The 15,020-nt window shown below is 59.5% G+C and carries 13 protein-coding genes; 11 read left to right on the top strand and 2 right to left on the bottom strand.

Features of this window, described 5'->3' with window-relative positions; all coding sequences use genetic code 11:
• Positions 1-175 precede the first annotated feature (175 nt).
• On the top strand, positions 176-1,060 hold the full coding sequence (locus tag BW09_RS10355; RefSeq protein WP_258185080.1) for a M23 family metallopeptidase: 885 nt from the start codon (positions 176-178) through the stop codon (positions 1,058-1,060).
• Positions 1,061-1,100: 40 nt separating this feature from the next.
• Here BW09_RS10355 and BW09_RS10350 read toward each other — a convergent pair whose 3' ends face one another.
• Complete coding sequence (locus tag BW09_RS10350; protein ID WP_140464140.1) at positions 1,101-2,792, bottom strand: hypothetical protein; 1,692 nt, start codon at positions 2,790-2,792, stop codon at positions 1,101-1,103.
• A 142-nt stretch (positions 2,793-2,934) separates the two neighbouring features.
• Positions 2,935-4,152, bottom strand: a complete 1,218-nt coding sequence (locus tag BW09_RS10345) for an NADP-dependent isocitrate dehydrogenase (RefSeq protein WP_140464138.1) — start codon at positions 4,150-4,152, stop codon at positions 2,935-2,937.
• A gap of 128 nt (positions 4,153-4,280) precedes the next feature.
• Between BW09_RS10345 and BW09_RS10340 the strand changes: the two genes are divergently transcribed.
• From BW09_RS10340 to rlmN, 10 genes are all read left to right on the top strand, one after another.
• Positions 4,281-5,405, top strand: a complete 1,125-nt coding sequence (locus BW09_RS10340) for a GuaB3 family IMP dehydrogenase-related protein (RefSeq protein ID WP_140464136.1) — start codon at positions 4,281-4,283, stop codon at positions 5,403-5,405.
• Between the two features lie 222 nt (positions 5,406-5,627).
• A complete protein-coding gene (locus BW09_RS10335) occupies positions 5,628-6,113 on the top strand; it encodes a hypothetical protein (RefSeq protein ID WP_044090213.1) in 486 nt (161 codons plus the stop codon).
• Between the two features lie 125 nt (positions 6,114-6,238).
• The gene (locus tag BW09_RS10330; RefSeq protein WP_140464134.1) at positions 6,239-8,329 is read left to right on the top strand and encodes a long-chain fatty acid--CoA ligase; all 2,091 of its coding nucleotides are present in this window, start codon (positions 6,239-6,241) and stop codon (positions 8,327-8,329) included.
• A gap of 7 nt (positions 8,330-8,336) precedes the next feature.
• The gene (locus tag BW09_RS10325; protein ID WP_044090215.1) at positions 8,337-8,822 is read left to right on the top strand and encodes a peptide deformylase; all 486 of its coding nucleotides are present in this window, start codon (positions 8,337-8,339) and stop codon (positions 8,820-8,822) included.
• Between the two features lie 289 nt (positions 8,823-9,111).
• Positions 9,112-9,945, top strand: coding sequence for a 30S ribosomal protein S2 (rpsB, locus tag BW09_RS10320; protein WP_140464132.1), 834 nt, complete (start codon positions 9,112-9,114; stop codon positions 9,943-9,945).
• Positions 9,946-10,024: 79 nt separating this feature from the next.
• Positions 10,025-10,876: a translation elongation factor Ts gene (gene tsf, locus BW09_RS10315; protein ID WP_140464130.1), complete on the top strand. Its 852-nt coding sequence runs from the start codon at positions 10,025-10,027 to the stop codon at positions 10,874-10,876.
• 299 nt (positions 10,877-11,175) lie between these two features.
• A complete protein-coding gene (gene pyrH, locus BW09_RS10310; RefSeq protein WP_140464128.1) occupies positions 11,176-11,916 on the top strand; it encodes a UMP kinase in 741 nt (246 codons plus the stop codon).
• Positions 11,917-11,996: 80 nt separating this feature from the next.
• On the top strand, positions 11,997-12,548 hold the full coding sequence (gene frr, locus BW09_RS10305; RefSeq protein WP_044090219.1) for a ribosome recycling factor: 552 nt from the start codon (positions 11,997-11,999) through the stop codon (positions 12,546-12,548).
• A 21-nt stretch (positions 12,549-12,569) separates the two neighbouring features.
• Positions 12,570-13,556, top strand: coding sequence for a phosphatidate cytidylyltransferase (locus tag BW09_RS10300; RefSeq protein ID WP_140464126.1), 987 nt, complete (start codon positions 12,570-12,572; stop codon positions 13,554-13,556).
• Between the two features lie 180 nt (positions 13,557-13,736).
• Entirely contained in the window at positions 13,737-14,906 is a 1,170-nt protein-coding gene (rlmN, locus tag BW09_RS10295; protein ID WP_140464142.1) for a 23S rRNA (adenine(2503)-C(2))-methyltransferase RlmN, read from the top strand.
• The last annotated feature ends 114 nt before the right edge of the window (positions 14,907-15,020 follow it).

Genomic DNA, 15,020 nt, shown 5'->3' with positions numbered 1-15,020 from the left:
ATGTGAAGCCCCTTGGAATGCCAAGGGGCTTTGTTGTTTCCCAGGAGATTGCTTCGGGTGCCATGCCCGGCTTTCCGCTCAGCGTACGTTTGCTGAGAAAAAGGTTGGCAAAGATTCCAGCGGCTGGCGAACGATAGTGGGCGCCGTTGGCGACTTATATAAAGTCTTTTGTGCTATGTGGATAACCTGGCAAGCTGGAACCACATACCCCAATCGAGCTGGACACCGCACGCTTGATTCCATCAAGGTGGAAGAGACCGGCAATGATGCCGGCATGATTCGGCATGCATCCATGCCGCCGATCTGGAATGAGGTGTCAAAGGATATGAATGGGTATTGGTTCGATTGGCGTCGGCATGCCGCCCGACGCGCCGCCAGACTGCGTGAACACGAGCGTAGGCGGGCGGAGGAGCGGCGGACGTGGATGGATGCCGTAGTGGCCGCCGCAACGGCATTGGGACTGGCTTTGGCGTTGCTGATGGGGTTGACTGTTGAAGCGTCATGGGGCGCTTCGTCCTATTCCTCGATTCAGCAGACGGCATCGAATGGTACTGCCGCACATACGGCAGACACGCCGCCCGACGTCCAAGAGACGCTTCTGCCTGTGGATTTCACTGATTTGACGATGCTGGAAGAACGATCCACGTCGCGGTGCTCGGCACGATACGGTTGGCCCGTCAGCAATCCGGTGGTCGAGGCTCCGTTCGACAGGCCACTTACTCCGTGGGCACCCGGACATAGGGGAATCGATGTCAAGGCGCGGCAGGGGGACTCGATTTCGGCACCTGCTGCCGGAACCATCAGTTTCGCGGGGAAGGTCGGCGGCAAGGATGTGGTGAGTCTACGCCACCGTGGGGGAGTGACCTCGACCTTCGAGCCCGCCGTGACCACGCTTGAGGTCGGAATGAACGTGGATAGAGGAGCTTCCATCGGCGTGGTGGACGGCGAATCCGACCATTGCTCAAGCCAGTGTCTGCATTGGGGATTGAAACGCGGGGCGCACGATTATCTGGATCCGGAGCGATACGTCGGCGAATACATGATCGTGCTGAAGGAATGACATGATATGTACGCGGGCCCAGTCCCTCAGCACGATCATGTCATAGCCCTGCATCGGCCAGGCTGATATAGCCGGGATCGATGAGCGTGGCTTTGAGGTTGCTGGCGCTGACGGCCAATGGCGGTTCGTTCAGCGTCGGCACCTTCTTGATGCCGCCCACTGTGGTATCGCGTACGGATGACATGTCGCTGAGCGGTTTGCCGGTGTTCAGTCTCCCGCATACTTCGGCGATGTCGGCGGCGAGGAGCTGCCGGTTTTCGATGCCGGTCATCCATTGCTTGCCTTTGACGACATTGGGGATGCTGGAGATATACGAGCCATAGCCGGTGACCAAAGGCCATTGCGAGTCTTTTCCTTTGTCGGTCTCATTGGCCGCATCCGAACCGGTATCGTTTGCGGAATCGTCGTTTTCGGGGGCTTTGACGGGGTCGGGGACGCTTTCGCGTGCCAAATCCTTTTTGCCTGTGATGTTGCCGACGATACCGGAAATCGTGATTTGCGGATTGATGTCGGCCGCAGAGCCGGTGTACCCCAGATCATCCAGTTTCGCCACCACTTCGGAAGCTACGTAATCGTTCATCGCGATGATGCCGTCGATGCGGGTGGTCGTGGAAGTGCTGCCGGAATGCTCCAGTCGCATCGACAGCACCTTGGCCGTGGCGCGGTCCTTGCCGATGTCGTAGGCTACGTTGAGCCAATCATCCTCGGTGGTGTTTTTGGTCAATGCTCCTGAAGGACTGACCACTGTGCCTTTTTGGTAATACGCGCCAAGCACCTGCCAAATGCCTCGGAATGCCTCCTTGGCGAACTGCGAGTCGATGCCGGTGCCTGTATCGCCGTCATCCGATGTGGTATACGGCAGTAAAACCTCGATGCGCTTGGGATTGTCCTTGCTCGCCTTGTCCAATTCGAGTTTGGCGGCCATGTTCTGAGCTTGCAGGTGTCCGATGGTTCGCGCATCGGAGAACGATACGAATGCGTCCGGCTTGTATCCTTCAATGCTATTGGCCAGAAGCACCACGTGCATGCCCGATTCCTGAGCGAGTTTCAGTGATGAGACCAGACGCTCCACTGCCTGGGCCTGTGTGTCGTCGTCGCCGGTGTCGGTGCTGTCATCGGAATCGTCGGTGCTGTGGTTGCTCTCGTCGTTCGAGTTGGTGGACGAGGAGGACTGTCCGTTCGAGGACCCGTCCGCCGGCTGATCGGATGTGGCGTCGTCGGAATCTGTAGCTCCTTCATCGGCATCGGATTCGGTACTCAACTCCTGGCTGACATAATCGCCGTACTGGCGGGTCGAATCATCGGCGGCCACCACCGGGGCGACCAGTACCGTCGTGTTCTCCGCCGGGATGGCGATGCCAGAATCATCGGTCACTGTTTTTCCGGAGAGCCGGTTGACCACATAATCCTGAATCGCCCTGCTTTGCTTATCCAGCGTATCGGAAGTGGCATGCGAGATGTTCTCTTTCTTGAACCCGTACTGGACGAGCGCGTCAGTCAATTCCGGCGTGAGCTTGGCCCATTTGTTCAAGGGGGTCTGCTGATTCAACGTAATGCCGTCTGACGGTGTGAACAGCGCGGCTGCTCCCATGGAATCGGAGGTGATGGTGGTTTTCGTGCCACCGTCGGCGTCGTCATCGTGGCTGGCGGTGCATGCGGTCAGGGACAATATCATTGCGCATGCTGCGGTGATGGCGGTGGCGATAGTGACGGAGCGACGTACGAACCCCATAAACGAACAATCCTCCCCAGCAGAGTCTGCGATTCATGAACACTCTGGTCCGATTGTAGTGGACGGGATATGAAATATCCCGGATACGTGCGAAAGAACCGTGCGTATCCGGGACATTTCAGGGTATGGGTGACCGGGATGGTCAGGCGAGGGCTTTCTGAAGATTCTCATCAAGCGCGTTCATGAAGCCCTCCGTATCCAGCCACGGCTGGTCGGGGCCGATGAGCATGGCGAGGTCCTTGGTCATCTGGCCGCCTTCGACGGTGTCGACGATGACCTTCTCCAGCGTTTCGGCGAAGTGACGGACTTCGGGGGTGCCGTCCAAATCGGCGCGGTGCTTGAGGCCGCCGGTCCAAGCGAAAATCGAGGCGATCGGATTGGTGGAAGTCTTCTCGCCCTTGAGCCAACGGCGGTAGTGACGGGTCACGGTGCCGTGTGCGGCCTCGGCCTCGACGGTCTGCCCGTCCGGAGTCATGAGCACGGACGTCATGAGACCCAGCGATCCGAAGCCTTGGGCCACGGAATCGGACTGCACATCGCCGTCATAGTTCTTGCAGGCCCAGATGTAGCCGCCATGCCATTTCAGGGAGCTGGCTACCATATCGTCGATGAGACGGTGTTCGTAGGTCAGGCCCGCAGCCTCGAACCTGTCCCTGTATTCGGTTTCGTACACTTCTGCGAAGATGTCCTTGAACTGTCCGTCGTACGCCTTGAGAATCGTGTTCTTGGTGGACAGATACACCGGATAATGGCGCTTCAGGCCGTAGTTGAAGCAGGCGCGGGCGAATCCTCGGATCGAATCGTTGACGTTGTACTGCACCTGGGCCACGCCGCCGTCTTCGCCGTAGTTGTAGACCACGTGCTGAATCGGCTCGGACCCGTCGTCCGGAGTGAAGGTGACGGTCAGCTGGCCAGCGCCCGGCACCTTGAAGTCGGTGGCCTTGTACTGGTCGCCGAAGGCGTGACGGGCCACGACGATCGGCTTGGTCCAGCCGGGCACCAGACGCGGCACGTTGCTCATCACGATCGGTTCGCGGAAGATGGTGCCTCCGAGGATGTTGCGGATGGTGCCGTTGGGCGACTTCCACATCTTCTTGAGGCCGAATTCCTTGACTCGGGCCTCATCGGGGGTGATGGTGGCGCATTTGACGCCGACATGGTGCTTCTGGATGGCGTGGGCGGCGTCGATGGTGACCTGATCGTCGGTCTCGTCGCGGTGTTGGATGCCCAGATCGTAGTATTCGAGGTTCACATCGAGATACGGCAGAATGAGCCTGTCCTTGATGTCCTTCCAGATCACGCGGGTCATTTCGTCGCCGTCAAGTTCAACGACGGTGCCTTCGACCTTGGTTTTGGCCATGCTTCCTCCTGATAGATGCTTTCGCGGAATGGTTCAGTCTTATCGCATGTTTGTAACGAGTCGGTTCGGGATTCGAGAATATGGACACCTTAGCGGGGGCGTCCGTCCCCGGCAATAGTGTGGAGACCATGTCTCAGGAAATTGAAATCGGTTTGGGCAAAAAAGGCCATCTAGGCTACGCGCTTGACGACGTGGCCATCGTTCCCTCACGGCGTACGCGCGACCCTGAGGATGTATCCACCTCCTGGCAGATCGATGCCTATGAGTTCGACGTCCCGGTCATCGGCGCGCCGATGGACTCGGTCACCAGCCCGGCCACCGCCATCGCAATGGGCAAGATGGGGGCCCTTGGTGTGCTCGACCTGGAAGGCTTGTGGACCCGCTATGAGGATCCGGAGCCGCTTCTGGACGAGATCTCGCAGTTGCCGGCCAACCAGGCCACGGCACGTATCCAGCAGATCTATGCTGAGCCGGTCAAGCCCGAGCTCATCACCCAGCGTCTTCGTGAGATCCGCGCAGCCGGCGTCACGGTGGCGGGCGCGTTGTCCCCGCAGCGCACGCAGCAGTTCTACTCCACAGTGGTGGATGCGGGCGTCGACCTGTTCGTGATTCGCGGAACAGTGGTGTCTGCCGAGCACGTTTCCTCGTCGCATGAGCCGTTGAACCTGAAGAAGTTCATCTACGATCTCGATGTGCCGGTGATTGTCGGCGGTGCTTCCAATTACACCGCCGCTCTGCATCTGATGCGTACCGGTGCCGCGGGCGTGCTGGTCGGCTTCGGCGGCGGTGCGGTCTCCGCCACCCGCCAGACCTTGGGCGTCCAGGCGCCTATGGCCACGGCCATCGCCGATGTGGCTGAGGCCCGCCGCGATTACATGGATGAGTCGGGCGGCCGTTACGTGCAGGTGATTGCCGATGGCGGCATGGGGGATTCCGGCAGCTTCGTGAAAGCCCTGGCCTTGGGCGCCGATGCGGTGATGCTTGGGGTGCCTCTGGCGCGTGCGACCGAAGCGCCGGGCAAGGGCACGCACTGGGGTGCGGAAGCCCGTCATCAGACGTTGCCCCGTGGATACCGCACCACGGTGGGTACAGTGGCGCCACTGGAACAGATTCTGTTCGGTCCGAGCCATCAGGCGGACGGCAAGACCAATTTCATCGGCGCTTTGAAGCGAGCCATGGCATCCACCGGCTACGTGGACGTCAAGAATTTCCAGCGCTGCGGCATGATGGTCACGCCGTATTCCGCTCGCTGATAATCGGTTTCGCCGAGGCGTCGCGCAGAGTACAGGACCGTCGGCGCAATCGCCGGTTTTCGCCCTTGAAAATCGACAAACCATGTTGGTTTGTCGATTTTCAAGGGCGTTTTCTTTGCAATCAGCGAAGTAGTTTGACATGTACGACGCAAAGTGGTGATGTGGTGTCCAGATTCAACCAATGACGGTTGGGTCGCAATAGGGAATCACAGGTGATCTGCCATGGAATACAATGGCTTTTTCTATCATCAACGCACGCCTCTGCCAAGCTATGACGGTTTCATCACCGTCGAGCTTTCCGAAAGGCCGGTTCGCTACCATATACAGCCGTTGTTCGCATGTGGCATGAGCGGCCAGGAATGCCACACCATGGCGCTTGCCGCATGCCGGATCGCATGCAATTGCGCTGATGCCATCCGGGGAAAACTGAGCGTTGCCCGACTGCAACGTGCGTTGACCGCGCCTTGTCTGGAACGATTGCAGACCATGCAGTACCTGCTCGATATCCATATGGCCACCCATCCTGAAATCAAAGCGAAATTCTGCTATCTGCCCACAGTCCCCAATCTGATCAACGGCATGATCATCAGCGACACCATCATGGAGCTTGCCGTACTCATGACCATCGGGCAGGAAAACCTGCGCGTGAACCTCAAATTCAAGTACATAGGCTCACGCTGGATGTGTGTGTTCGCCGATCTCGGATAGCAGCCCGGGATCCGCCTTGTGCCCCTGCATGCCGCACTGACAATCTCCGACATGTCGTCCGTGCTCCAGACGGCCGATGCCTGGGTATGGCGTAGTCATAGGACGTTTCGCCTATAGTGGAGCGTATGCGTGAACATGTTGAACAACCCAGATACGTCACCACGGATGAAGACACGGTTTTCTCGCTGTTGTCGAAACGCGCCGCCCGCACGCCGGACGACACCATCGCCGAGTGGCAGGATGACGATTCACATCAATGGCACGGCGTCACCGCCTCCCAGATGCTGTCTCGCGTGCGCGAAGTGGCCAAGGGGCTGCTGGGTCTTGGCGTCAAGGCCGGCAGCATGGTGCTGATCTACTCGCCGACGTGCTACGAGTGGGGCGTCACCGATTTCGCGTGCGCGGCGATCGGCGCGGTCGTGGTTCCTGTGTATGAGACGGATTCCGCCAAGCAGACCGCCGGCATCATCGAGGAGGTCGACCCGGCGATCGCCTTTGCGGGGGACTTCCAACGAGCTCAGACGCTCGAGCAGATTCGAGCCGGTCATCCGGGTCTGAAATACGTGTTCAACTTTCAGGCCGATGGACTTGACGCCGTGGCGGACTTCGGCCATGGCGTCAGCGACGAGACGCTGGACGCCGCCATCTCCCGCATCACCGCCGACGATCTGCTCACCGTGGTCTACACCTCCGGATCCACCGGCAAACCCAAGGGGGCCATGCTCTCCAACCGCAATTACACGCATATCGTGCTCAACGGCTACGAGATCCTGCGGGGGATGCTGTACGACGACAACCGCCTGCTGCTGTTCCTGCCCCTCGCCCATTGCTTCGCCCGGTACATCCAGTATGTGTGCATCGGCGGATGCGGAGTCGTGGGATACCTCCCCAACGCCAAACATCTGCTCGCCGACATCCGCAGCTTCAAACCCACCTATCTGCTCGGTGTCCCGCGTGTGTTCGAGAAGGTGTACAACGCCGCTTCGCAGAAGGCCGGCGCCGGAATCCAGGGATATATATTCGCCCGGTCGGTGAAGCATTTCGTCAAATGGAGCAAGGATGGGCAGTCCGGACATGGTCATTCCGTGTTCGACCGCATCAGCCACTCCTTCTTCATGGCCACGGTCGGCAAGTCGATTCGTTCCGCGCTTGGACCGAACCTCCGCTGGCTCGCATGCGGAGGCGCACCGCTCAACGTCGATCTCGCCCACTTCTTCAACGGCATGGACGACATCACGTTCATCCAGGGATACGGCATGACCGAAACAGCGGCTCCGATGCTGGTCAATTGGGAGGACGACAACGAGGTCGGGTCCGTGGGCAAGCCCGGTCCCGGCATGGGCGTGCGTCTGGGTGAAGACGATGAGATCGAGCTCACCGGGCCCAATGTGTTCCTTGGCTATTACAAGCAGCCTGAGCTGACCGCCCAGACCATGACCGCAGACGGATGGATCAAGACGGGTGACCTTGGTCGCATCGACGACAGGGGCTTCACCTTCATCACCGGACGCAAGAAGGACATCATCATCACCGCTGGCGGTAAGAACATCAGTCCGGCGCCGATGGAGGACATCATCAACACGTGCCCGATCGTGTCGCATGCCGTGGTGGTGGGCGATGGCAAGCCCTTCGTTTCTGCGCTGATCGAACTCGACCCCGACATGCTGCATTCGTGGCTGTCGGGCCAGGGGCTTGACGCGAATATGACACTCGATGAGGCCAGGGACAACGATGCGGTGCGCGCGTTCATCCAGCAGTACATCGATCAGGCCAACGCCAATGTCTCCCGGGCCGAATCCGTACGCAAGTTCGTGATTCTCAACGAGGTCTTCAGCCAGGAGCGAGGAACGCTGACGCCGAGCATGAAGGTGGTGCGCCCCAAGGTGCTCAAGCGGTACGATTCCGTCATCGAAGATGAGCTGTATGCCCCCAAGCCGTCCAACAAGCCGCTGCCGGCCACCGTCAAGATCATCGACAGCACTTCGGAGACCGTGAAGAAAGCTTCCGAACAGGTCAGGCAGGCTTCGGAGCAGGTCAAGCAGGCCTCCGAACAGGTCAAATCCAGCGTGTCCGATTCGCTTGCTAGCGTGCAGGAGAAAATCAAGAAGACCAAGGCCGAATCCGAGCAAGCCGAGCAATCCGAGCAAGAGCCGGACGATGCCGGGAGCATGGCAGGCCAACCACAGGCTGACGCCAACGAGAAGAACGAGGAGTGACATCACAGTGGCCATTCGTGAGATTCGAGTCGTGCCCGATCCGGTACTGCGCACCCCATGCGACGAGATCAGGGAAATCACCCCTGCCGTGCGCAGGTTGGTGCAGGATCTGCTCGATACGGTGAACGATCCGGGCCGTGCCGGTCTGTCCGCCAACCAGATCGGTGTGAGTCTCAGGGCGTTCTCCTATAACATCGACGGACATGTCGGGTACATCCTCAACCCGGTACTGGAGGAGACCTCCGGCGAGCAGTATGGCGACGAGGGATGCCTGTCGGTGCCGGGCCTGTGGTACAAGACGCGAAGGGCCGATCACGCCCGCGTGCGGGGCATCGACCTGGACGGCAAGGAAGTGGTGTTGGAGGGTGCAGGCCTCATGGGCCGCATGCTTCAGCATGAATGCGATCATCTCGACGGCCATGTCTATCTTGACCGTCTCGAAAAGGACGAGCGTCGCGAAGCCATGAGGTACATGCGCACGCATCAGCGATAAGCAGATATTCTGGTGCCTCCGCGGTGAATCAGTGGACGCGGCCGCTCCGATAACTATTGGGGTGGCCGCTTTTCCATATCTGATGATATTCTTAAATTTTGTGTGCCATCCGGCAAAGAGCGCAGTCGCAGGTGCTCGGAGCCACCCATTATCGTCGACCGGCACACCACAAATACGCGTCATGCTCGCGACGGCCTGTGTCGGTCGGTGGCGACTCGAGCGATCGGGGAAGCCGCTGCACGCAGGTGCGCATGACCAGGCAAGAACCGACAAGAAAGGTAGTATTACCATGGCTCAGATCACTATGAGCGAGATGCTGAAGGCAGGTCTGCACTTCGGCCACCAGACCCGTCGTTGGAACCCGAAGATGAAGCAGTTCATCCTCACCCAGCGTAACGGCATCCACATCATCAACCTGTTCAAGTCGCTCGACATGATCGACAAGGCCTACGACTTCATCAAGACCACCGTCGCCCACAACGGCACCGTGCTCTTCGTCGGCACCAAGAAGCAGGCTCAGGAGGCCATCGCTGCACAGGCCACCCGCGTGAACATGCCTTACGTTTCCGAGCGCTGGCTCGGCGGTATGCTGACCAACTTCCAGACCGTTTCCAAGCGCGTGAACCGTCTCAAGGAACTTGAGGAGATGGACTTCAACGACGTGCATGGCTCCGGCCTGACCAAGAAGGAGCTCCTCCTGCTCGAGCGCGAGAAGGACAAGCTGGAGAAGCAGCTCGGCGGCATCCGCAACATGAACCGTACGCCTTCCGCCATGTTCGTCGTTGACGTCACCAAGGAAGCCCTGGCTGTCGAAGAAGCTCACAAGCTCGGCATCCCGGTCGTCGCCATCGTTGACACCAACGCCGATCCCGACATCGTCGAATACCCGATTCCGGCCAACGATGACGCCATCCGCGGCATCGAACTGCTGACCAGCCTGATGGCCGACGCCGTTGCGGAAGGTCTGCTGGAGCGTTCCGGCCAGGCCAACAAGACCGCCGACGACGCTCAGCCAATGGCCGCTTGGGAGAAGGAACTTCTGACCAACGAAGCCCCCGCCGAGGCCGCCGCTGAAGCAGCTCCGGCCGCCGAAGGCGAAACCGAGGCCCCGAAGGCCGAGTGATGCTCTAGGATGGGAAGTGCCTGAACAAGCGCTTCCCATCTGTTTTGGGTAAGCAAAATCTTCTTAAAGGAGAACATCAATGGCAGCAATTACCGCCGCACTGATCAAGCAGGTTCGTGAGGACACCGGCGCCGGCATGCTCGACGTCAAGAAGGCTCTCACCGAGGCCGAAGGCGACGTGGCACGCGCCAAGGAAATCATCCGCGCCAAGGGCATCGCCGCAGCCGGCAAGCGTGAAGGCCGCAAGGCCCAGGAGGGCACCATCGCCTCCAAGGTCGTCGTGATCGAAGGCAACGAGACCGGTTACGCCGTCGAGCTGAACTCCGAGACCGACTTCGTGGCCAAGACCCCGAAGTTCGTCGAGTTCGCCGATGAGGTGCTCGGCTACGCTGTGGCTGCCGGTGCCGGCTCCGTCGAAGAGCTGGAAGCCGCCAAGGCCGGCGACTCCACCGTCAAGGTCGCAGTCGAGGAGGCCGCAGCCCTGTTCGGTGAGCACGTCAAGATCGGTCAGTTCGCCAAGATCTCCGGCGAGCACGTCGAAATCTACGCTCACAAGAAGTCCGCCGAGATGCCGCCGAGCATCGTCGCCATGATCGCGACCGACAAGGCCGGTGCCGCCGTGGCCCACGAAGCCGCTCTGCAGATCTCCGCCATGGGCGCCAAGTGGCTCACCCGCGAGGATGTTCCGGCCGATGTGGTCGAGTCCGAGCGTCGCGTGGCCACCGAGAAGTCCCAGGCCGAAGGCAAGCCGGAGAAGATCATCCCCAAGATCGTCGAGGGCCGCCTCAACGCCTTCTACAAGGAAGTCGTGCTGCTCGAGCAGCCGTTCGTCAAGGATCCGTCCAAGACCGTCGGCAAGCTGTTCGAGGAAGTGGGCGGCAAGGCCACTGCCTTCGCCCGCATCGAGGTCGGCAAGGGCGAGGAAGAGTGAACATCAGGTTCACTGTCGCCTAGTATCCTGCGTTATTAATTCGTTGTTTATACTTCTGGCTCCCCTTGTCAGGGGAGCTGGCCCGCGAAGCGGGACTGAGGGGTAGTGAATTAATCAACGAGCTGACGGAGCTGCATACTAGGTTGACGCATTGATTGAAAACGTCATCCGGAGCAAGCCTTCGGATGGCGTTTTCTTATATGGGGGTGTCAATGCCGGGGGTGTCGTTGTAAACCGATACCCTTGTCTACGGATATTTTGCAGGCACTTCCATGAAGTCTCAGGGAAAGGCAACACACATGACTGAAAGCGACAAGCCTCGTAGGGTTCTACTGAAGCTGTCCGGCGAGGCGTTCGGCGGCGGCAAGGTGGGCATCGACACCCATGTCATCCGTCGTATCGCCGAGGAGATCGTTCCCGCAGTGCGGCAGGGCGTCCAGGTGGCCATTGTGGTCGGCGGCGGCAACTTCTTCCGTGGCGCGGAGCTCCAGCAGGCCGGCATCGATCGCTCTCGCGGCGACTACATGGGCATGCTCGGCACGGTGATGAACTGCCTCGCCCTGCAGGATTTCCTGGAGCAGGAAGGCCAGTCCACCCGCGTGCAGACCGCGATCACGATGGGTCAGGTCGCTGAGCCGTACATTCCGCTCAAAGCCATCCGTCATCTCGAAAAAGGCCGTGTCGTCATCTTCGGCGCCGGCGCCGGCATGCCATACTTCTCCACGGATACCGTCTCGGTGCAGCGCTCCCTTGAGATTCACTGCGACGAAGTGCTGATGGGCAAGAACGGTGTCGATGGCGTCTACACCGCCGACCCGCGCAAGGATCCGAACGCCAAGCGCTTCGTGACGTTGAGCTACAAGCGCGCGCTTGTCGACAATTTGGCTGTGATGGATGCCTCCGCACTGTCGATGGCACGCGACAACAAGAAGCTCATTCGCGTCTTCGGACTCGAAGGCGCTGGCAACGTGACCCGGGCGCTCGTCGGCGAGGAGATCGGCACATTGGTCTCCAGCGCGGAATCGCGTGTGGCTGACTGATTGCAGGCGCAAGAACGCCTACAATCAGATAACAAGCGTTCATGGAAGAACACCATTCGAATCATTAAGGAGTAACTAGCATGTCTCTTATCGATCAGGCCAAGGAACAGATGGCCAAGACTGTGGAAAACACCAAGGAGAACTTCGCGGGCATCCGCACCGGTCGCGCCAATCCCGCACTGCTCAACGGCATCATGGTCGACTACTATGGTGCACCGACTCCGATCAAGGCCGTAGCCTCCATCGGTGTTCCCGAGCCCCGTACCCTTGCCGTGACCCCGTTCGATGCTTCCCAGGCCGCTGCCGTGGAGAAGGCCATTCGCAATTCCGACCTCGGCGTCAGCCCGAACCGCGACGGCAACGTCATCCGCCTGACCATGCCCGAGCTTACCGAGGACCGCCGCAAGGAATACGTCAAGCTCGCCAAGGGCAAGGCCGAAGATGGCAAGGTCGCCGTCCGCAATATCCGCCGCAAGACCAAGGAAACCATCGACAAGTCCGTCAAGGACGGCGATATGGGCGAGGATGAGGGCGATCGCCTGCTCAAGGACCTTGACAAGGTCACCAAGTCCGTCACCGATGAAATCGATGCTCTGCTGGAGACCAAGCAGAAGGAGATCATGGAGGTCTGAGCGATCAGCCCCGGGAGCATTATGGAACGTAACGAGCAATTGCACGAAGAGGCCGAGGAGGCCCTGAACCAGATCAACAAGAAGACCGGCCGCAATATGCCACAGGCCATCGGCACGGCTGTGGTGCTGGTTGCTCTGATTCTGGCCAGTCTGCTCATCAGAATCGACCTGTTCGTGCTGTTGGTCGTGGTGTTCATGGTGCTGGCATTGTGGGAGCTCCGTGTGGATTTCGCCACCGTGGGCCTGCATATCCCCGTCGTCATGCTCTGGATATGCTCGTCTTTCACATTGCTTGCGACCTACTATGCTCCCTACCATCTCATCACGATGTCGCTGAGCGTCATCGTATCCATCATCCTCGTATCCATTTCCGCGAGCGCCAAGCTCAGTTTCGGCAACCGCCTGTCCCTCGCGGTCGCAGGCAAACTATCGAATACGGATGCCAGCGCTCGACTGGAGTCTTCGTTCAATCACGACGGTGGTGAGTTGCATCATTCCCGCATCAGCCATGTGGCGGTCTCGGTGCTCACCGTGCTGTACATTCCGCTGCTGGCCAGCTGCATCATCATTCCGCTCACCTTCAATGACCATCCTGTGGCGCACGCCATCATGCTGGTGTTCCTGCCGGCGCTTTCCGACACTGGCGGATTATTCGCTGGCGCATGGCTCGGCAAGCATAAGCTCAGTCCGCGCATCTCGCCCAAGAAATCTGTGGAAGGCCTTATCGGATCGATGCTGTTCGCCATGGCGGGAGCGTTCGCGGTGTTCTTCTGCACCTATGATTCCTCCATCTGGGCGAGCCGTTGGTGGGTCCCGATCGTCGCCGGCGTACTGATTGGTGCAGTCGGCACCTTCGGCGACCTGTGCGCATCCATGCTCAAACGAGACATCGGCATCAAGGATATGGGACATCTGCTCAAAGGCCATGGTGGCGTGATGGATCGTGTGGATTCCATTCTGATGAGCGCCCCGTTCACGTGCGCATTGCTGTGGGTCACCGGGTTGTAAAACGCTGACAAACGAGGCGATAACGCAATGCCCAATGATTGATTGTGGCGGTGCATCTTACCGGCGACGATGAAGATGCACCGCCATTACAATGTGAGTAGAGCCGTTATCCATGAATAGTCGGTATCGGTAGTTCGTTGGTATTTTGTATTCCCCGTCAAGGTGAGAGTGAAGTTCGGCATGACCGTACATGAGATTGATACACCTGAAACCGGCATCACCCCCGGTGGCACTTCCGGCGCTTTCCGCGATGTGCTGTCCAAAGACCATGCTCGCCGTGGCAAGCCGCCACTGCATTTCGTCGACATGACGCCTGAAGAGCGCATCGCCGGCGTAGAGTCATTGGGATTGCCGAAGTTCCGCGCCAAGCAGCTGGCGAACCATTATTACGGCCATTTCGATGTGGATGCCACGGAATACACCGATTTTCCCGCCGCCAAACGTGCTGAGGCGGCGGAGACGTTCTTCCCGCAGCTCATCACTGAAGTCACCAGGCAGGTGGCCGACCAAGGCACCACCATCAAGACGCTGTGGCGCCTGTTCGACGGTTCGCTCATTGAATCCGTGCTGATGCGCTATCCGACACGCACCACGCTCTGCATCTCCTCGCAAGTCGGTTGCGGCATGGGCTGCCCGTTCTGCGCGACGGGCAAAATGGGCCTGACCCGCAATATGTCGGCGGGCGAGATCGTGGAACAGGTGCGCGTGGCGGCGAAGATGATGCGTGACGGCGAAGTCGCCGGTGGCCCGGGCCGCCTCAGCAACATCGTGTTCATGGGCATGGGCGAGCCGATGGGCAATTACAAGTCCGTGCTGTCCGCGGTGCGGCAGATCTCCGCCATGCCTCCCGAAGGCTTTGGCATTTCTGCGCGCAACATCACCGTCTCTACGGTAGGCGTGGTGCCCGGAATCAAAAAGCTCACCGCCGAAGGCCTTCCTGTACGTCTGGCTGTTTCCCTCCACGCGCCCAGTGACGAACTTCGCGACGAGCTGGTGCCCATGAACCGACGCTTCAACACCACGCAGGTGCTGGACGCCGCTCATGATTATTGGCTTGCCTCCAAGCGACGCGTCAGCATTGAGTACGCGTTGATGCGCGGCATCAACGATCAGGCCGAACATGCCCGTCTGCTGGCCAAACGACTCAATCATTACGGCGACAACTGGGCCCATGTGAACCCCATTCCACTCAATCCGATTGAGGGCTCCCGATGGACCGCCTCCAAACCGGAGGATGAGGCGCGGTTCCTGGAGATCCTGCATGACGCGGGCATCACCGCCACCTTGCGCGACACCCGTGGACAGGATATCGATGGTGCCTGCGGCCAGCTTGCCGCCAAAGAGCGTTGACGACCTACGACTGATGCCTATGCAATGGTCTTCGCCTTCCTTTTGAGGGGAAGGCGTTCCTGCATGGGCACCGTCCTGCATGGGCACCTGGCAGGTGGTTTTGCCGTAAACCGG

Origin of the sequence: Bifidobacterium sp. UTCIF-1 (assembly GCF_006408915.1) — a bacterium.
Lineage (GTDB): Bacteria > Actinomycetota > Actinomycetes > Actinomycetales > Bifidobacteriaceae > Bifidobacterium > Bifidobacterium reuteri.
Note: the sequence above shows the minus strand (reverse complement) of the source record. Positions and strands in the feature narration are given on the sequence as shown.